The organism is Nitrospirillum iridis (assembly GCF_014205765.1).
Taxonomy (GTDB): domain Bacteria; phylum Pseudomonadota; class Alphaproteobacteria; order Azospirillales; family Azospirillaceae; genus Nitrospirillum; species Nitrospirillum iridis.
This window is the reverse complement of the sequence record NZ_JACIIZ010000013.1, coordinates 126,537-144,512: the sequence shown is the minus strand read 5'-3', so window position 1 is coordinate 144,512 and position 17,976 is coordinate 126,537. Positions and strand designations below refer to the sequence as shown.

15 protein-coding genes are annotated in these 17,976 nt (G+C 66.9%); 9 read left to right on the top strand and 6 right to left on the bottom strand.

The genetic code is table 11. The features are described from left to right. Positions 1-212 precede the first annotated feature (212 nt). From FHS74_RS21540 to FHS74_RS21520, 5 genes are all read left to right on the top strand, one after another. Entirely contained in the window at positions 213-3,287 is a 3,075-nt protein-coding gene (locus FHS74_RS21540) for a TonB-dependent receptor domain-containing protein (protein ID WP_211106467.1), read from the top strand. 177 nt (positions 3,288-3,464) lie between these two features. After that, complete coding sequence (locus FHS74_RS21535) at positions 3,465-4,013, top strand: hypothetical protein (RefSeq protein WP_184804962.1); 549 nt, start codon at positions 3,465-3,467, stop codon at positions 4,011-4,013. Positions 4,014-4,203: 190 nt separating this feature from the next. Continuing rightward, complete coding sequence (locus FHS74_RS21530; RefSeq protein ID WP_184804959.1) at positions 4,204-6,561, top strand: TonB-dependent receptor; 2,358 nt, start codon at positions 4,204-4,206, stop codon at positions 6,559-6,561. A 77-nt stretch (positions 6,562-6,638) separates the two neighbouring features. Beyond that, positions 6,639-7,028, top strand: a complete 390-nt coding sequence (locus FHS74_RS21525; RefSeq protein ID WP_184804956.1) for a copper resistance protein CopC — start codon at positions 6,639-6,641, stop codon at positions 7,026-7,028. Between the two features lie 95 nt (positions 7,029-7,123). After that, positions 7,124-9,031 (top strand): CopD family protein, encoded by a 1,908-nt coding sequence (locus tag FHS74_RS21520; RefSeq protein ID WP_184804951.1) that lies wholly within the window; start codon positions 7,124-7,126, stop codon positions 9,029-9,031. A gap of 12 nt (positions 9,032-9,043) precedes the next feature. On the opposite strand, the gene FHS74_RS21515 is transcribed toward FHS74_RS21520, so the two are convergent. Together FHS74_RS21515 and FHS74_RS21510 are read right to left on the bottom strand one after the other, a co-directional pair. After that, the gene (locus FHS74_RS21515; RefSeq protein ID WP_184804948.1) at positions 9,044-9,490 is read right to left on the bottom strand and encodes a GlcG/HbpS family heme-binding protein; all 447 of its coding nucleotides are present in this window, start codon (positions 9,488-9,490) and stop codon (positions 9,044-9,046) included. A 21-nt stretch (positions 9,491-9,511) separates the two neighbouring features. Next, entirely contained in the window at positions 9,512-10,870 is a 1,359-nt protein-coding gene (locus FHS74_RS21510; protein ID WP_184804945.1) for a metal-dependent hydrolase family protein, read from the bottom strand. 287 nt (positions 10,871-11,157) lie between these two features. On the opposite strand from FHS74_RS21510, the gene FHS74_RS21505 reads away from it, so the two are divergent. Further along, positions 11,158-12,093: a VOC family protein gene (locus FHS74_RS21505; protein WP_184804941.1), complete on the top strand. Its 936-nt coding sequence runs from the start codon at positions 11,158-11,160 to the stop codon at positions 12,091-12,093. Beyond that, positions 12,094-12,510, top strand: a complete 417-nt coding sequence (locus tag FHS74_RS21500) for a Rieske (2Fe-2S) protein (RefSeq protein ID WP_343066989.1) — start codon at positions 12,094-12,096, stop codon at positions 12,508-12,510. Between the two features lie 21 nt (positions 12,511-12,531). Here FHS74_RS21500 and FHS74_RS21495 read toward each other — a convergent pair whose 3' ends face one another. Then, on the bottom strand, positions 12,532-13,296 hold the full coding sequence (locus FHS74_RS21495) for a WbqC family protein (protein WP_184804938.1): 765 nt from the start codon (positions 13,294-13,296) through the stop codon (positions 12,532-12,534). Next, complete coding sequence (gene rffA, locus FHS74_RS21490; protein WP_184804935.1) at positions 13,289-14,446, bottom strand: dTDP-4-amino-4,6-dideoxygalactose transaminase; 1,158 nt, start codon at positions 14,444-14,446, stop codon at positions 13,289-13,291. Before rffA ends, FHS74_RS21495 begins: the two co-directional genes overlap by 8 nt. A 175-nt stretch (positions 14,447-14,621) precedes the next feature. Here rffA and FHS74_RS21485 point away from each other — a divergent pair, with 175 nt between their 5' ends. Both FHS74_RS21485 and FHS74_RS21480 read left to right on the top strand, forming a co-directional pair. Further along, entirely contained in the window at positions 14,622-15,638 is a 1,017-nt protein-coding gene (locus FHS74_RS21485) for a glycosyltransferase family 2 protein (protein ID WP_211106466.1), read from the top strand. Beyond that, positions 15,635-16,267, top strand: coding sequence for a class I SAM-dependent methyltransferase (locus tag FHS74_RS21480; RefSeq protein ID WP_184804932.1), 633 nt, complete (start codon positions 15,635-15,637; stop codon positions 16,265-16,267). The genes FHS74_RS21485 and FHS74_RS21480 overlap by 4 nt, the downstream gene beginning before the upstream one ends. A gap of 16 nt (positions 16,268-16,283) precedes the next feature. Here FHS74_RS21480 and FHS74_RS21475 read toward each other — a convergent pair whose 3' ends face one another. Next, positions 16,284-17,210 carry a glycoside hydrolase family protein gene (locus FHS74_RS21475; RefSeq protein ID WP_184804929.1) on the bottom strand — a complete coding sequence of 309 codons (927 nt, stop codon included), beginning with the start codon at positions 17,208-17,210 and terminating at the stop codon, positions 16,284-16,286. Beyond that, complete coding sequence (locus FHS74_RS21470; RefSeq protein ID WP_184804926.1) at positions 17,210-17,872, bottom strand: acetyltransferase; 663 nt, start codon at positions 17,870-17,872, stop codon at positions 17,210-17,212. The genes FHS74_RS21475 and FHS74_RS21470 overlap by 1 nt, the downstream gene beginning before the upstream one ends. Positions 17,873-17,976 lie beyond the last annotated feature (104 nt).

The window sequence follows — 17,976 nt, the reverse complement described above, 5'->3', positions numbered from 1 at the left end:
GCGGGTTGCCGCAGACTAAGGTAATAGTGTTAGCGTCATTGTGTTGCTTAATTGCGACATTCGCTGTTGTTTGTGACGTTCCAGCAAACATGACCAGTTGACCCTGACCTTTTGGTCAAACTCCCATAGGTGCCCAACGGGCATTCAGAACAAGGGGGCAGACCATGGATCAATCCGTCGAAATTGCGCGTGTTTCTCAGGGAAACCGCCGTTTGCGCGTCTCATTGCTGATCGGCGCGGCCGTCGCGGTGGTGGGGGCGGCGCCGGGCGCCCAGGCCCAGGAGACGACCCAGCCACCCACCAGCCAAGCGGCGGCCACGCAGACCGCACAGGTTTCCGATGACGCCAGCGCGACCACGGGGACGCAGCAGACGACATCGTTGAACGAAATCGTCATCACCGGGTCGCGCATCCGCCGCGCCAACTTTGACACCATCCAACCGGCCGAGGTGCTGGGCTCCGATCAGATCACCAAGCGCGGCTTCACCAACCTGGGTACCGCCCTACAGGAACTGCCGGCCTTCAGCACGCCGGGCAATAGCCCGGTTGGCACCCAGGGGTCTTTCGGGGCCGGCCAGACCTTTGTCAACATGTACAATTTGGGGTCCCAGCGCACGCTGACCCTGGTGAACGGCCGGCGCTTCGTCTCCTCCGCCAGCTCGTCCATCTTTGGCGCCGTCGCCGGCAGCCCGGTGGATCTGTCGGCCATCCCCACCGCCCTGGTGGACCGTACCGAGGTGGTGGCCGTGGGTGGTGCCCCCACCTATGGCTCCGACGCCATCGCCGGCACCGTCAACGTCATCCTGAAGAAGGATTTCCAGGGCGTCGACGTCAATGTGCAGAGCGGCCTTTCCGACTATGGCGACGCCGCGGACTACAATGCGTCGGCGGTGATCGGCCAGAACTTCAACAATGGCCGCGGCAACGTCACCGTCGCCGTCCAGTACGACAAGCAGAACGGCCTGACGACCGAGGACCGCAAGGGCACCATCGGCGGCGCGGATAATTTCTTCGGTAGCGCCACCAAGGGCCACACCTATACCCAGCAGCTATATACCGGCGGCCAGCACTACAACGTCTTCACCAACACCGGCATGCCGATGGTGGACGACGGGATCCCCATCTCCCGGGGTGTCGCCTCTTCCGCCATCACCAACAGCGCCGGGCAGGCCCTGTTCTTCGGCACCAATGGCCAGCTGACACCCTTCGTCAACGGGCAGCTGACCGGCAATTCGATCTATCAGGCGGGTGGCAGCGGTTTCCCCATCGCCGACTTCGGCAATTTGCAGGTGGAAAGCAACCGGGTGCAGGTCGCGGCGCTGGGCCACTACGACCTTACCGACCATGTGAAATTGAACACCGAGCTGTGGTACGGCCATCTGCGGGCGGCCAACCTGCGTGACCAGCCCTATTACAACACCGCCCTATTCGGCAATGCCGGCGACCCCAACGGCAACCTGACCCTCAGCACCGACAACCCCTATCTGAGCACCGCCGACCGCCAGACCATCATCAACAACCTGACGGCGGCCGGCGCCGACCCCAGCACCTTCTACATGGCCCGCGCCAACACCGACCTGGCGACCGGCGCCTTCCGCACCACCACCAACCTCTACCGCGTGGTGACGGGGCTGGAGGGTGATTTCTCCGCCATCAACCGCACCTTCAACTGGGAAGTGACGGGCACCTACGGCAAGTCGGAGACCTCGAACGAGGACCGCCAGCTGGTGACCCAGAACTTCTTCAACGCCCTCAACGCGGTGCGGGACAGCAGCGGCAACATCGTCTGCGCCCCCGGCTACACCAACGCCGCCATCGCCACGCTCAGCAGCACCTGCGCCCCCCTCAACGTCTTCGGGATCAACCAGGCGAGCAAGGCGGCGACTGACTACATCACCGCCATCGCCCGTCCCAAGCAGGACAACGCCCAGTACGACGTCCTGGCCGACATCACCGGCAGCATCGTCACCCTGCCGGCGGGCGATGCCAAGTTCTCGCTGGGCTACGAATACCGGCGGGAGACGACGGCCTTCGACCCCGGCGCCTTCTATTACGGCCAGCCCAATGGCGACGGCACCCGCACCCAGTTCGGCAACAGCATCCCCATCGACCCGGTGGCCGGCGAATACCATACCAACGAAGGCTTCGGTGAGGTGAACATCCCGGTGGTGGCGCCGGACATGAAGGTGCCACTGGTCTATAATCTGGAACTGCAGGGGGCCGCGCGCTTCGTCGACAACAACCTGACGGGCACCTTCTGGTCCTACACCGGGGGCGGCACCTATCAGCCCATCCGCGACATCACCCTGCGCGGCAACTACACCCGGTCCTTCCGCGCGCCGGCCATCACCGAGGCGTACAGCCCCAAGGGGCAGATTTTCGATACCGCCAGCGACCCCTGCGATTCCCGCTACATCACCGGCGGCCCCAATCCGTCCCAGCGCGCCGCGAACTGCGCCGCCGCCGGCATCACCCAGCCCTTCACCTCCAACATCGTCGACTTCACCGTTCCCGGCACCAGTTCCGGCAACCCGCACCTGCAGAACGAAATCGCCGACAGCTGGACCGCCGGCACGGTGCTGCGGCCCAGCTTCGCGCCTGGGCTGACGGTTTCCGCCGACTACATCAGCATCGACATCACCAATGAGATCGCGCAGTTGGGCGCCACCGACCTGCTGGACGCCTGCTATGACGGCGCCCCCGGCAATTCGTTCTGCGGCACCTTCACCCGCGACAGCAGCGGCCAGGTGACCTCAGTATCCGAGGGCTATTACAACGCCGCGATCGAAAGCTTCAAGGCGTTGCAGGCGGAACTGGACTACGCCTTCAATCTCAACCAAGTGGGCCTGCCGGACAATGCCGGCGCCATCGACCTCAGCGTCAACTACCTGCACACCTTCAGCCATTATTACAAGGTCGGCACCGGCGACAAGCAGTACACCGCCGGCAGCGTGCAGGAGCCGAAAAACAACTTCACCGCCAACATCAACTATCAGAATGGTGGCTTCGACTTCCTGTGGCAGACCCAGTACTATAGTGAAACCCGCATCAGCATCAATACGCCGCTGGCCAATTATCAGTATCCGACAATGGACGCCTATGTGATGTACAACGCGTCCGCCGGCTATGAGTTCGAAGGCGGCTACCGCGTTCGCTTCATCGTGGACAATGTGCTGAACAGCCACGTGCCCTTCCCCTCAGCCGGCTATGCCGGCACCGCCCTTGACCGGTACTACGGCGCCGTCCTCGGCCGGTACTTCCGCCTCAGCGCCGGCTACAAGTTCTGATCCGATGAAAACCCCGCCCCCGATCACCCGGGGGCGGGCCGATTTGCCATCACGGGCGGGAAGGGACCTGGGCCTGATCCATCTCAGGGTGGACAAACGGGCTGCGGAATAGGATGCTGTTGCCACACATCTTCTTGGTTGCCAAAGCATCCGCACTGACCGCATAAAAGTAGCACCATGTCCCCCCACTTCCCTTCCCCCCTGTCGGCCGCGATGGCCGCCGCGCTGAGGTTCCTGGACCTCGGCCGGGCGCGGCGCGCGCCGCGCGGATGGGCGTGGGTGCTGGTGGCGGCGGTGCTGCTGCGCGGGCTGATCCCCGTTGGCTATATGGCGAACACCAGCGGCGGGGCGGCCCCCTTCATGCTCTGCCCCGGCGTGCATGACCTGTTGGACCGGGTGATGGCCGCGGCACCGATGGCGGAAAGCGGCATGGCAGCAACGCCCGGGGCCCATACCCACCATCACCACCCGGCGGTGGGCGCGGATGGCTTGACGTCCCCCGATCCTGCCAGCCCCCATGACCACCGCCCGGGCGGTGACCAGGACCACATGGGTCCTTGCGCCTTCGCGGCATTGGCGGCGCTGGCCATCCCAGTGCTGCTGCTGATCCTGGCCTTGCCCCCGCGCCGGGTGCGCCAGACCTGGCGTCCCGGCCCCCGGCTCCCGCACCCCGTCTCGCGCCTGCCCGGCACACCCGGCGCCCGCGCGCCCCCGCTGGCGGCCTGAACGCCCCGGGGTATCGCCCTTCCCATTCGCGTGACACCGCCCCTCGCGGCGGCCCCTTGGGGCATCCCTGAATCCTGCCCGCCGCCCGGCACTATTCCCCGTGCCGGCGCCGGTACCCCTGTCTCGAACGGCCGCCGCTCGCCCCGCTTGCCAGCCGGGCCGCCGCCGTCCCCCGAAGGGATCGTCTTTCATGCTTCGCCCATCCCGGCGCCTGTCGCGCCGTCTATACATCCCATTCCTGGACATCCCCCTCCTGGACATCCCAATCCCGGCCCTCCCCCTTCTGGCCACCGCCGCCATCGCCCTGGGCGTCGGCCTGGCGTCAAGTCCGGCGCTGGCCGCCCCCGATGGCGCCGCCGACCTGGATGCCGCCGACCTGGACGGCGTCGACGGCAGCACCGTCCTGGTCACCGCCAACCGCCCCGCCCTGGAAAAGTACGCGGCCCCCCAGACCACGGCCGGCGTCACCGGCGCTAAGGTCATGGAGACGCAGAACATCCTGGACAGCGAAGACGCGCTGAAATACCTGCCCAGCCTGTTCCTGCGCAAACGCAACAACGGCGACACCCAGGCCGTGCTGGCGACCCGCACCTGGGGCGTGAATTCCAGCGCGCGGACCCTGGTCTACGCCGACGACGTGCTGATCTCGGCCCTGATCGCCAACAACAACACCGCCGGCGCCCCACGCTGGGGCCTGGTGGCGCCGGAGGAGATCCAGCGGGTCGACGTGCTGTACGGCCCCTACTCCGCCGCCTATGCCGGCAATTCCATGGGTGGGGTGGTGCAGATCACCACCCGCACGCCCGACCATCTGGAAGCCTCCGCCCGGCAGTCGGAATCGGTGCAGAGCTTCGGCCTGTACGGCACGCACAAGGACTTGGTGACGTCGCAGACCAGCGCCCATGTGGGCGACCGCGCCGGGCCCTTCACCTGGTCGCTCAGCGCCAATTACCAGGACAGCGACAGCCAGCCCTTGAGCTTCGTCACCAACGGCAAGGTGCCCACGGGCACCACCGGCACCTTCCTGGCGCAGAACAAGACGGGCGCCGTGGCCGACGTGGTGGGGGCCAGCGGCCTGCTGCACACGCAGATGACCAACGCCAAGCTGAAGCTGGGCTATGACCTGTCACCGATCTGGCGCCTGAGCTACACGGCGGGGTACTGGCAGAACGACGCCACCTCCGATGTGCAGACCTATCTACGCGACAGCACAGGGGCCGCCACATTCGCCGGCCTGTCGGGCTTCGCCAGCGGCAAATACAGTCTGTGGCAAAGCCACCTGGCGCAAAGCGTGACCCTGCGTAGCGACAGCAAGGGCCCCTGGGACGCCGAGGTGACGGCCAGCCATTATGAGATGCTGGACGACATCCAGCGCACGCCCACCGGCGTCAGCGCCAGCGGCACAGGCTTCTCCACCGCCGGCCGCATCGCCCGCATGGACGGCACGAACTGGAGCAACGTCGACGCCAAGGCCCTGTGGCGCACGGCCCCCACCAACACCGTCAGCGCCGGCCTGCACGCCGACCAGTACGAGCTGGTCAACCCCACCTACAGCACCGCCACCTGGCAAGGCAGCGGCGACACCGGGCAGGGCCTGTACAGCAGCGGCCGGGGCAAAACCCAGACCCTGGCGCTGTGGGCGCAGGACGCATGGACCTTCCTGCCCGATTGGACAGCCACCCTGGGCGGCCGGCTGGAGCGTTGGCAGGCCTTCGACGGCTACAACTACAGCGGCGGCAAGGGCGTGGACCAGCCGGACGTGGAGACCGGCGCCTTCTCGCCCAAGGCGACGCTGACCTGGGCGGCGGCGGCCGATTGGCAGGTCACCGCGTCCTTCGGTGAGGCCTACCGCTTCCCCACCGTCAGCGAGCTGTACCAGCTGGTCTCCACCGGCACGACCTACACCGCCCCCAACGCCAACCTGAAGCCCGAACGGGTGCTGAGCGGCGAACTGGCGGTGGAGCACACCTTCGACAAGGGCCATGTGCGCCTGTCGCTGTTCCAGGAGAACACCCACGACGCCCTGATCGCCCAGACCGCCTTCCTGACCGGCGCGACGCCGGTCAGCTACACCGTCAACGTCGATGAGGTGCGCAACCGCGGCGTCGAACTGGCGGCCAGCCGGGAGGACGTGCTGGTGACCGGCCTGGAGCTGTCGGGCAGCGTCACCTATGTCGACAGCACCATCCTGTCCGACCCCAATTTCGCCAGCACCACCGGCACCACGGCCACGGGCAAGCATGTGCCCTACGTTCCCGACTGGCGCGTCACCCTGGCGGCCACCTACCGGCCGGATGAGCAATGGGCCTTCACCATCGCCGGCCGTTATAGTGGAAAGCAATATTCGACCCTGGACAACACTGACAGCGTCGCGAAGGTATTCGGCGCGTTCGATAGCTTCCTGGTCGCCGATATCCACGTCAACTACAAGGTGCTGGACAATTTGACGCTGGACCTGGGCATCGACAATATCAATGATGAGAAGTACTTCCTGTACCACCCCTTTCCGGGACGGACCTTCTTCGGTGGCCTGAAGGTGTCCCTGTGACTCGCATCGTTGTGACACGTCTCTCCCTGATGCCCGTTGACATCACCCGTCTCACCCCATTGCCAAGGAAACGCATCATGACCTCCCGTACCCTGGCCGCGTCCGCCGCCGCGTTCGTCCTCGCCCTGGGCCTGGCCGGCACCGCCGCCGCCCATGCCCACCTGAAGCGCTCCACCCCCACCGCCAGCGGCACGGTGGGCGCCACCACGCAGGTGGAGGGTTGGTTCACCGAGGCGCTGGAGCCCAAGTTCAGCACCATCACCGTCACCGGCCCCGGCCCGGACGGAAAACCAGAGGGCGGAAAAAAGGTGGACAAGGGCGACACCCACACCGATCCGACCGACGCCAAGCATCTGATCGTCAGCATCGATGGCGCCGCCCCAGGCACCTACACCGTGGACTGGGCGGTGACCTCGGTCGACACCCACAAGTCCCAGGGCAGCTTCACCTTCGAAGTACGCAAGTAAGCCGAAGTACGCAAATAAGCGCCAAAGCGCGTATCCTCACGGCGCCGGCGGCACCGCCGGCGCCGTTTCACATCCGCAGCCTGTTGACGCCCCCCATGAACACCCTGGAAACCGGCCTGGCCATCGCGCGCGGCCTGCACCTCGCCTCGGCCCTCGCCGCCTGGGGACTGCCGGCCTTCGCCATCCTGGTGCTCAAGGAACCCGACGGGCCCAGCCGTGCCGCGTTGATCGGCACCCTGCGCCGCTGGACGCGGGGTGCCGCACTGGCGGCCCTGGCCGCAGGGCTCCTTTGGTTCGCCACGCAAGCGGCGGTGTTCGTGGGCGACGGCTCGGCCGCCGCCATCCTGGGGGCGGCCGGTCCCACCGTGGCCACCCGCTACGGCCATGTCCTGGTGCCCCGGCTGGCGCTGCTGGCCGGCGCCGTGGCGTTCAGCGGCCGCCTGCCCATCCGGGCTTTGGCCGCCGTGCTGGGCCTATCGCTGGCCCTGCATGCCGGCGTCGGCCATGTCGCCGTCAGCTTTGACGCCGCCAGCCTGCCCGGCCTGGTGGCGGAGGTGCTGCACCTGCTGGCCGCCGGAGCCTGGCTGGGCGGGATGGTGGGACTGTTGCTGGCCACGCGGCACCCCACCCTGGCGGCCACCCTCGCCGTCCGCTTTTCCCCCCTGGGCGTCACCTGCGTCACCCTGCTGGCCGCCACCGCCCTGCTGAACGGCGTGGGGCTGATCGGCAGCCTGGCCGGCCTGCTCGGCACCACCTATGGCCACCTCGCCATCGCCAAGGCCGTACTGTTCGCCCTGATGCTGGCCTGCGCCGCGCTGAACCGCTGGCGCGTCGCCCCCGGCCTGGCACGGGGCGCGGTGTCGCTGGGCGCCTTGCGGTTCAGCGTGCTGGTGGAACTGACCCTGGGCGCAATGGTGGTGGCGCTGGCCGCCTGGCTGGCCTCCATCGTGCCGGGGGCGCACGACCAACCGCTCTGGCCCTTCGCCCGCAAGCTGAGCGGCGAAATCCTGTCCGATCCCGACTATGGCGGTATGGCGTGGCGGGCGCTGGGCTTCACGACCCTGGGGATCATGTCCCTCATCGGCGTCGCCTTCCCACCGGGCAAAGGGGCTTGGCGGCGCCTGTCGTGGAAGCGTCGCGCCTTGGAGGCTGTGTTCGCCGCCGGCTTCCTGTGGTGGGGCGTTCCCGACCTGGATCTGCTGACGGTGCAGGCCTTCCCTACCAGCTTCTGGTCCTCGCCCACCGGCTTCACCGCCGCCTCGGTGGCGCAGGGCGCCGCCCTGTTCCCCGGCCACTGCGCCCGCTGTCACGGCTCCGGCGGCGCGGGTGACGGTCCGGACGCGGCCAAGCTCAGCATCCCACCCGCTGACCTGACGGCGCACCATTTGTTGGACCACAGCGAGGGCGACATCTTCTGGTGGCTGACCCACGGCATGCCTGACCCCGACGGCAAACCCGTCATGCCCGCCTTCGCCAGCCAACTGACGGAAGACGACCGCTGGGCCCTGATCGACTATATCCACACCCTCAACAGCGGCACCACGGTGGCCGAGGCGAAGGGGGTATGGACCTGGGGCATGCCGGCGCCGGAACTGGATCTCAACTGCCCGGTCGGACCGCTGGCCAGGGCCGGCAGCCTGGCCGACCTGGCGGGCCATCCCCTGCTGCTGGCCATCGGCTATGGGGAGATGCCGACGGGCGCGCTCGCGGCCATTCAGGCGACGCCGGTGGTTCCGGTCATGGTCAGTACCAACCCCGACCAAGCCCCGCCCGCCACCGCCTGCGGCAGCAGCACCCCGGAGGCCGCCGTGGCTTACCACACCATTGGCGGCGCGGCGGACGGCCCCCTGCTGGTACTGGTCGACAGCCGCGGCGCCTTGCGCCGGGTGTGGCAGGGCCCCTTCCCCGCCACGCCCGAGGCGGTGGCCGACCTGGCGGCCCAAGCGGCGGATGCCGAACGCCACCCCTTCGCCAGCGGCGGCGGCGGGCATCACCACCATTGACCGTATGGGGACTCAGACGCCGGTATCGGGCTTGAGGCCCAGGGGCCCGCCGATCGCGGCCAGTGCCGCCACGGCGCAGATCTCGTCATTGTCCGAGGTGTCGCCGGTGACGCCGATGGCGCCGACGATGTGGCCCTGGCTATCGCGGATCAGCACACCACCCGGCACCGGCACCAGCTTGCCATCCGCCAGTTCGATGGCGGCGGTGAAGAAGGCCGGCATCTTGGCGGCGCGCTGCGCCAGTTCCCGCCCGCCGAAGCCCATGCCCAGCACGCCCCAGGCCTTGCCCGTGGCGATCTGCGGCCGCAGCAGGCTGGAGCCGTCGTCGCGGGCCAGCGCCACCACATGGCCGCCGGCGTCCAGAACGGCGGCGGTCAGCGGCGCGAAGCCGCGCGCCCGGCCCTCGGCCAGGATGGCCTCCACCAGCTTCAGCGCCACGGCACAGGTCAAAACGGTCATCGCGATCTTCCTCGGAACGATTTACGGGGCGCCAGTCTGCCACAGGCCAAGTTCGATCGCGCGGTCGCGGGTGTAGACATCGGTCCATTTCAGGCTGCTGAGATGGGTGACCTTGTAGGGGTCGTAGCGCCGCGCCTCCACCGCCACCGGCACGCCGCCAATATGGACGGCGGTGACACTGCCCGGTCGTTGCAGCACACCGACATCGGCCAGCGGATCGCCCGCCACGAAGATGAAATCCGCCCGGCGGCCGGGATCGATGGCGCCCAGGGTTCCGCCCCGGGGCATGGCGCGGGCGGAAACGGAGGTCGCGGCGCGCAGGGCCTGGGCGGGGGTGAAGCCCAGCCAGTCCACCAGGATCTCGATCTCCCGCGCGTGCCATTCGCCATAAGGCGTGACGGCGAAGCCGCTGTCGCTGCCGGTCATGAAGGGCACGCCGGCCTGGCGCATGCGGGTCAACGTGCGCTTGGCCACCTCGATCACCCGGCGCTGCATGGCCTGATAGCCGGAGCCGGCGGTGGGCTCATGCCCCTGGCCGAATTCCACATTGTTGCGCAGGAAGGTCAGGGTGGGGCTGACATGGCTGCCGGACTTCAGCATCGCGTCGATGCATTCATCATCGGCGAAGAAGGCGTGGTTGATGACATCCACGCCGGCGCGGGCGGCGTACAGCACCGCTTCCTTGCCATAGGCGTGCGTCACCACCTTCTTGCCCAGGCGGTGCGCCTCCGCCACCATGGCGCCGATCTCCTCCTGCGTGAAGGCGGCGATGTGGGTGCCGTCCTCGCGGAAGTGGGCGCCGTCCATGGCGATCTTGATGACGTCCACCCCGGCCTTGGCCTGGCGCCGCACCTCCTCGATCTGGGCGGTGGGCGTGGTGCAGAGGCGGCCGGTCACATAGTCGGGCGTCCCGACATGCTCGGGAAACCAGTCGTTCAGGCTATGGCGGTTGGCGATGACATTGCTGCTGGCGGCGATGCGCGGCCCGGTGAACAGGCCGGCGTTGATGGCGTCGCGGACGGAAATGCTACAGTTGCCGGCGTCGCCCGGTACGACGATGGAGGTGTAGCCCGCCGCCAGCACCCGCTGGGCGAAGAACAGGCCGCGCAACGCCCGAAACTCCGGCGTGCCCCAGAAATCGATGTCCTCTTCGCCGCGGGCGTTGCCGAAGACGATGTGGGTATGGGCATCCACCAGCCCCGGCAGGACGAGGTTGTCGCCAGCGTCAAGCATGCGATCGCCCTCGACCGGGGTCGGGGCCGCCGCCGTGGGGCCGACATGGGTGAACAGGCCATCCTCCACCACCAGGGTCTGGTCGGCGCGAGCCGCATCCTCCAGCCCAGTGAACAGGCGGCGGCAGCGGACGAAGGTGCGGTGCATGGCGGACTCCATCCCGGGGGCCTCAGGGAAAGCCCGCCGGGTCTTTCCCTGGCGTATTGTTGCGCGCGAGCCTAGGGAGGCCACCACCGCTTGGGAAATGGAAATTTCCGCTGCGGACCTATTGGCGGCACCTATAGGTATCCCCCGAGCCCGGAAGGAGGCATCGGTTTCGTCCATACATGCAATGGATAGGAACGGTTTTTATCCCGGCCGCCGGCCCCCTAGATTTCAGGCTGGATCGCCCCGCGGGAGAGGGCGGCGCCATTTTCTCGGGAGACGAACGCCTCATGAATATCATCGGACCGGACGCCCTGGTGTTCGGTGTCGACGATGTCGACGCCTGCAGCCAATACCTGACGGACTATGGCCTGAAGCCCACCGGCGACGGTCGGTTCGAGGCGCTGGACGGCACGTGCGTCATCATCCGCGCCGCTGACGACCCCACCCTGCCGCCCGCCATCGGCCCCGCCCCCTCGATCCGGGAGATCGTCTATGGCGTGGGGGACGCCGAAACGCTGGAGGCCATCGCGGCGGAGCTGTCCAAGGACCGCGAGGTGCGCCGTGGGGAAGGCGGCAGCGTGCACGCCGATGACGATTCCGGCTTCCATCTGAGCTTCGCCCTGACCATCCGCCGGCCGTACACCGCCCCGGCCGATCTGACCAACGCCCCTGGCCATCCGCCCCAGCGCGGCCCCAACCTGCTGGGTGTCGAGGTGGGCATGAGCGTGGCACCGCGCACCCTCTCGCATGTCGTGCTGTTCGTGCCGAACATGGAGGAGGCGGAAGCGTTCTACGTGAACCGGCTGGCTTTCCGCGTCACCGACAAGTTCACCGGCACCGGCCCCTTCCTGCGCCCGGCCGGCACGGACGACCACCACACCCTGTTCCTGATCCAGACGCCCCCCTTCATGAAGGGGGTGGAGCACTTCACCTTCCATCTGGGCAGCGGGACGGAAGTGCTCTACGCCGGCAGCCAGTTCCAGGCCAAGGGCTACACCAGCTTCTGGGGTCCCGGCCGCCATCTCTTCGGGTCCAACTGGTTCTGGTACTTCAACAGCCCCCTCGGGTGCCACGTCGAATACGACGCCGACATGGACCTGCACGACGACGAATGGATAGCCCGGCATCAGCCGGTCGGCGCCGACACGTCGCAGCTGTTCCTGTTCAAGGCGACGGACAAGTGGTTCCCCAGCGGCCCGCCGCCCAAGGGCGGTGCCCATTAAGTGGCGCCGCTTTCCCCAACCCCCGGGGCCCAGCCCCCGGGGGAGATATCCGCCCCGGGGGATGCCCGTATCCGCCTGTGCCGGGCGGACACCTTGTCGCCTGGCCAGGCGCGGGGCTTCGATCCGGCCGGCAGCGGCCGCGACACCATCTTCGCCCTGCGCCGGGGCGACACGGTGCTGATTTACCACAACCACTGCCCACACCAGGGCGTGCCGCTGGAATACCGGAAGGACCGCTTCCTGTCCGGCGATGGTCAGCGCATCCTCTGCTATGCCCACGGCGCCCATTTCGACGCCGACACCGGCGTGTGCATCGAAGGACCCTGCCGCGGCCAGTCCCTGCTGGCCTTGCCGTGCGGGGTCGAGGACGGCTGGCTCTGGCTGAATCTACCCCTGTCCAGCCCGGTCCTGCGCTGAACGACACCAGGGCCCGGGACGTCAGCGCCCGCCCTGGACCGTCACGACCGGACGCCCCAGATAAGCCGGCGCGTCCGGCCCGGTGTTCAGCAGCAGATCGATCACGGACACGGCGGGCTCAAACGCGCCCCACAGTTGGGGATAGTCCGGATAGCCTTCATAGGACATCCATTCCACCTCGATACCCCGCCGGGTGAAGGCGGAAACGTCGAGATAGCCCTGGGCGGCTGAACCGCTGAGGTACCGTGTCGCGCCCACGGCGGTGGCAAGATCAACCAGCCGGCCCGTGGCATCGGTCCGTATCAGGGCCTCCCGCTCCAGCACATCGGTGCACCGTCGGATGGGCGTGGCGATGCGCAGGCGGGCGCAGAGCGCGCGCAGCAAGGCCTCATTGATACGGGAGAGGAGGGGTTCCTCGGCCAGCCCCGCCAGCAAGCCCTCCAGCCAGGGGTACCCCTCCGCGAAATGTGGCGCCCGCCCGTACGCCAGTTCGATGGCACGGCGGTGGGCCGCCGACCACCGACGATCAGCCACCCGCGTTTCGTCGATCGCCTGGTGGTAGTTCCCCTTCACCTCAACCGGCACGGTCAACCAAACCGGCCCGGCGGCCGTCTTGATCTTGTTGCGGTTGCGCCAATCGCGACGCGTGTACTGGACGCTGTCCAGCAGGATCACCTCGTCGGCCCGGCGGATAAGGTCGAAATAGCCGCGCCAGGGCAAGTAATTGGATTGGGTGATGACGACCGTGCGGGAGGGGCGCCGCCCGTCGTCCGCAGGGCTAGCCATCCAGCACCTCGCCCAAGGCGGACACCACCCGGGCTTGCGCCCCGGCATCCAGGCGCGGGTGCAAGGGCAGCCGGAGCAGGCGTGCGGACAGATCGTCGGTCCAGCGCATCGACCCGCACGCCCGACCGAAACGCCGGCCGGCCGGCGAGGAATGCAGCGGCACATAATGGGAAACGGCGTCGATGCCGCGGGCGGCCAGATCGCGCAGGATGGTGGGCCGGCGCCCCGCCTCCGGGACCAGGACGTGATAGATATGGGCGTTGTGGGTACAATCGTCGGGAATGACGGGCCGCCGCAGCCGGCCCGCCGCCTCCAAATCCGCCAGGGCCATGTGATAGCGCCCCCACGCCTCCAGCCGATGGGCGGTGATGGCCTCGGCGGCCCGCAACTGGGCAAGGAGGAAAGCCGCTGTGATCTCACTGGGCAGGTAGGAGGAGCCAATATCCATCCAGGTGTATTTGGCGACCTCGCCACGCTGGAAACGAACCCGGTCGGTACCCTTCTCCCAAATGATCTCCGCCCGCTCCACCGCCGCAGGGTCGTTGACGATCAGCGCCCCGCCCTCGCCGGCGATGATGTTCTTGGTTTCATGGAAGCTGAAGGCGGCGAAGCTGCCGAACGATCCCAGCGGACGGCCGCGCCAGTGGGATCCCAAGGCCTGGGCCGCATCCTCGATCAGGGTCAGACCATGACGTTCGGCGATGAGGGCGATGGTGTCCATCTGCGCCGCCACACCCGCGTAATGCACGACACAGATCGCCCGGGTGCGGGGGGTGACCGCCGCTTCCAACAGGGATTCGTCGATGTTCAGGGTGTCGGGGCGAATATCCACGAAAACCGGCACCCCCCCGCGCAACGCCACGGCGTTCGCCGTGCTGGTGAAGGTGAAGGATGGCATGATGACCTCGTCACCCGGCCCCACCCCCGCCAGGATGACCGCCATCTCCAGTGCGGCCGTGCCGGAATGAGTGAGCAGGGCGCGTCCGCCCCCCACCCGCCCTTCCAGCACAGCCTGCGCCTGCCGGGTGAAATGGCCGTTGCCGGAAAGATGGGCCATGTCAAGCGCCTGACGGATCAGCGCGAACTCCTCCCCCGCCAAGGTCGGACAATTGAACCCCACCCTTTCGGGGACTGTGGACTGTTCGGTCATAAAAACCCTCGCGGTACCCCCCAATCCATCGGATGTCATTTCCGTTTAAAGATACGGGAGGCGCTTCTTGACCGCCGTTCGGTCAAGAATATCAGTTTTGGTAAGAAAGATTGATCGCGCCAGAAAGATTGAATCTTTACAAATAACTGCATTATGTATAGGCGGATATAACAGGATGGGTCAAGCAATGGCGCGATCTATATCGACCAGCGACTTCACCTTATCGATCGTGACGACGTTGTACCGGTCATCAGCCACCATCGCCGCGTTCCATGCCCGGTGCAGCGCGGTGGCGGCCACCCTCACCTCCAGGGTCGAGTTCATCCTGGTCGATGACGGTTCCCCCGACGACAGCCTAGCGGTGGCGCGCAGCCTGATGGCCCAGGATTCCAGGGTCGTCGTGCTGGAACTGGCGCGCAATTTCGGCCATCACAAGGCCATGATGACGGGGCTGGCCCATGCCCGGGGCGATCTGGTTTTCCTCATCGACTGCGATCTGGAGGAACCGCCCGAGGTCTTGACCCGTTTCCATGCGGAAATGACGGCAGGCGCCTGGGACGTGGTGTACGGGGTGCAAAACCGTCGCCGGGGCGGCCTGTTCGAGCGACTGTCCGGGGCGGTCTTTTTCACGCTGGTCGAAGCCTTGAGCGACCTGCCCCTGCCCCGCAATCTGATCACCGCCCGCCTCATGTCGCGCCCCTATGTCCAAGCGCTGGTTGCGCATCGCGACCGGGAAATGCAGATTTCCCACCTGTGGGCCATCACCGGATTCCGTCAAACGGCACTGCCGGTCGAGAAACTGTCGCTGTCGCCCACCTCTTATTCCCTGGGACGAAAGATCGATATGGCGGTGAAACACATCACCACCACGTCCACCAAGATTCTTTACTTTATCCTTTATTCTGGATTCGCCATCAGCGCCGCCTCCGTTGCTTATATATGCTATTCTCTATTCAAGTATTTTGTATATGGCGCAGTCGTCAGCGGCTACTATTCATTGATCGTATCCCTGTGGTTCTTTGGCGGCGTCACGATCTTCATCCTCGGAATCCTGGGGATTTACATCGCCAACATCCTGTCGGAGGTGAAGCGCCGACCCTACACGCATTTGCGCGCCATCCACCGCGCGGACGACGGGGAACCATTCGCCGACGACCCCACCCATTCACCCATGGACCCGTTCCGCCCATGACCCAGCCCTCGCCCCAAATCCTGACCGCCGTCAGTTCATACTACAGCGCGAAGTTGGCGGAACATGGCGCCCATCCCCAGGGCGTCGACTGGAAGGACGGTGAAAGCCAACGCCTGCGCCACCAGCAATTCCTGCGGCTGTTGTCGGTCGATCCCCAGGCCAGCGTCGCGGACCTGGGCTGCGGCTATGGCGATTTCCTTTCTTTCCTTAGAGCGACCGGCCATCAGGGGACCTATGCCGGCTATGATGTCGCGCCCGCCATGGTCGATGCCGCCCGCCAATTGCATGGACCGGCCGCCGGCCATGACTTCCATACCGGCGCCATGCCCTCGGCACCGGCCGACTACGCCGTCGCCAGCGGCATATTCAACGTCATGCGGGGCGCGACGCCCGCCGAATGGACGGACCATGTGTGGCGAACCGTGGAGGTTCTGGCGCGAACCGGCCAACGGGGCTTCGGTTTCAACCTGCTAAGCCTGTCGTCGGACCCGGACAAGCGGCGGGAAGACCTGTTCTATGCCGACCCGGCCGCAACGCTGCGGACATGCCTGGACCGTTTCGGCCGCCATGTCGCACTGCTGCAGGACTATGGCCTCTGGGAGTTCACGGTGCTGGTCCGTCATCCCTGAAGTGCGCCACGGACGGTCACTCCTCCCAAACCGCCAGGCCGAAGCCGGTACCGCCGTAGTTCGCACCGTTGTAAAGCAGCCAGCGCCGCCCACCCTGTTCGAACACACACGGATAGGTGGTGGCGCCCCCTTCCCACCCCTCCTGATCCGGGGCGAGGCCGCCGCTGGCCCTGACCCACCGGTGGCCATCGGCGCTGACCGCCCTGCCGATGCGATAGGGGGTGTCGGCGCCCCGGGCTGCATAGTGCATCTCATAGCCGCCACCCGCCATCAGCCGCACCGTCGGCCGCACGGTGGCGACCTCATCCCCCTCTGGCGGAAGCGCCAGGCCGGTGGCGGGGTGCCACGACAGCCCGTCCACCGACGAGGCGTGGCGGACGGCGTGGCTCATATCGACGATGGCGGCCCCCCACGTCAGATGGGTGCCGTACCACATGCGCCAGTCACCGGGCCCAAGACGCAAGACCCACGGATAGGATAGGCTGTAAGGGTCGATCACGTTGCGGTCCAGCACCGGGCCGGCGAAGGCGCGCTCGAACCGGCCTGACCGCGCGTCGCCAAAGGCGACGCCGATGGCGTTGCGCCAGGGCACGGAGCCCCCGACATTCCAGCCCATGTAATATAGTCGATCGGTATCGCCACCGGGCACGACGCAGCCGACACCGACGCCCGCGTCGTCAAAGGTGCCGACGCCGCCGGGCAGCAGGACGGGCGCCGCCGGCTGATCTTCCACCCGGGGGACCTCACCCAAACGGATGAGCACCGTGCCGACGGCGGAACGGTTGGCCGCGTCCCGGCCGCTGAAAAACACGCGAACGATATCCCCTTCCAAGGGGACGGCGACAGGCAGGGCGGCGTGGGTGAGCAAGGATGGGTTGGCGCCGGCCGGGCCGGCGAACACCTGGCCCAGTTTGCGCCAGCGCCCGGTTGGAATGCGGTCCATCAGATGCGCCGCAGACGATGGCTGGGAACGGGCGAGACCTCGGTGCCGCGGGGTGCCACCACGCTCTCCGCCGGCAGGTCCGCCAGGACCAGGGCGCCAGCGCCCAAGACGCATCGCGGCCCGAGGGTGACATGGTCGCGCACGGTGGTGTTGACCCCCAGGAAGCCGGCTTGGCCGACACGAACCCCACCCGACACCACGCAATGGGACGCGATGAACACGTCATCCTCGATCACCGAATGGTGCCCAATGTGGTTGCCACTCCACAATGTCACATTGTTTCCCAGGCGGGCGAAGGGCTGGATGACGTTGTTTTCCAGGATGAAACAATTATGGCCATGGGAAAGGTCCGGGAAAACGGTCGCCCGGCTGCTGACGTAACTGACCAGTTCATAGCCCTTGGCCCGGGCCTCGGCGACCTTGCCGGCGCGCACCGCATTCAACCGCGCGTAACTGACGGCCACGAAGAAATCAAACCGGTCGGGCGGGTAATGATCCGCGACGGTTTCAAACGGCACGACGGGCCGGCCCAGGAAGGCGTCACCAGAGAGAAAGGCGGCATCGACGGTGAAAGCCGCCACCCGCCGGGGCGAGTCATGGGTGAAGTAAAAGTCGGCCAAGGCGGCGATATCGCCGGCACCGAAGATGACAATATCCCTCATGGTGGCCCCCCAACCGCGCAATCGCCGCGACCCTGCTATGGCACATGCCACATCCTTTGTCATATGGTCCGGTGCGTTAACGAATCAAACAGCCCTTCGTAACA

Coding starts and splice junctions, on each gene's coding strand:
- FHS74_RS21535 (WP_184804962.1), top strand. CDS start 3,465: ATGTCCCCCCACTTCCCTTCCCCCCTGTCGGCCGCGATGGCCGCCGCG.
- FHS74_RS21530 (WP_184804959.1), top strand. CDS start 4,204: ATGCTTCGCCCATCCCGGCGCCTGTCGCGCCGTCTATACATCCCATTC.
- FHS74_RS21525 (WP_184804956.1), top strand. CDS start 6,639: ATGACCTCCCGTACCCTGGCCGCGTCCGCCGCCGCGTTCGTCCTCGCC.
- FHS74_RS21520 (WP_184804951.1), top strand. CDS start 7,124: ATGAACACCCTGGAAACCGGCCTGGCCATCGCGCGCGGCCTGCACCTC.
- FHS74_RS21515 (WP_184804948.1), bottom strand. CDS start 9,490: ATGACCGTTTTGACCTGTGCCGTGGCGCTGAAGCTGGTGGAGGCCATC.
- FHS74_RS21510 (WP_184804945.1), bottom strand. CDS start 10,870: ATGCACCGCACCTTCGTCCGCTGCCGCCGCCTGTTCACTGGGCTGGAG.
- FHS74_RS21505 (WP_184804941.1), top strand. CDS start 11,158: ATGAATATCATCGGACCGGACGCCCTGGTGTTCGGTGTCGACGATGTC.
- FHS74_RS21495 (WP_184804938.1), bottom strand. CDS start 13,296: ATGGCTAGCCCTGCGGACGACGGGCGGCGCCCCTCCCGCACGGTCGTC.
- rffA (WP_184804935.1), bottom strand. CDS start 14,446: ATGACCGAACAGTCCACAGTCCCCGAAAGGGTGGGGTTCAATTGTCCG.
- FHS74_RS21485 (WP_211106466.1), top strand. CDS start 14,622: ATGGGTCAAGCAATGGCGCGATCTATATCGACCAGCGACTTCACCTTA.
- FHS74_RS21480 (WP_184804932.1), top strand. CDS start 15,635: ATGACCCAGCCCTCGCCCCAAATCCTGACCGCCGTCAGTTCATACTAC.
- FHS74_RS21475 (WP_184804929.1), bottom strand. CDS start 17,210: ATGGACCGCATTCCAACCGGGCGCTGGCGCAAACTGGGCCAGGTGTTC.
- FHS74_RS21470 (WP_184804926.1), bottom strand. CDS start 17,872: ATGAGGGATATTGTCATCTTCGGTGCCGGCGATATCGCCGCCTTGGCC.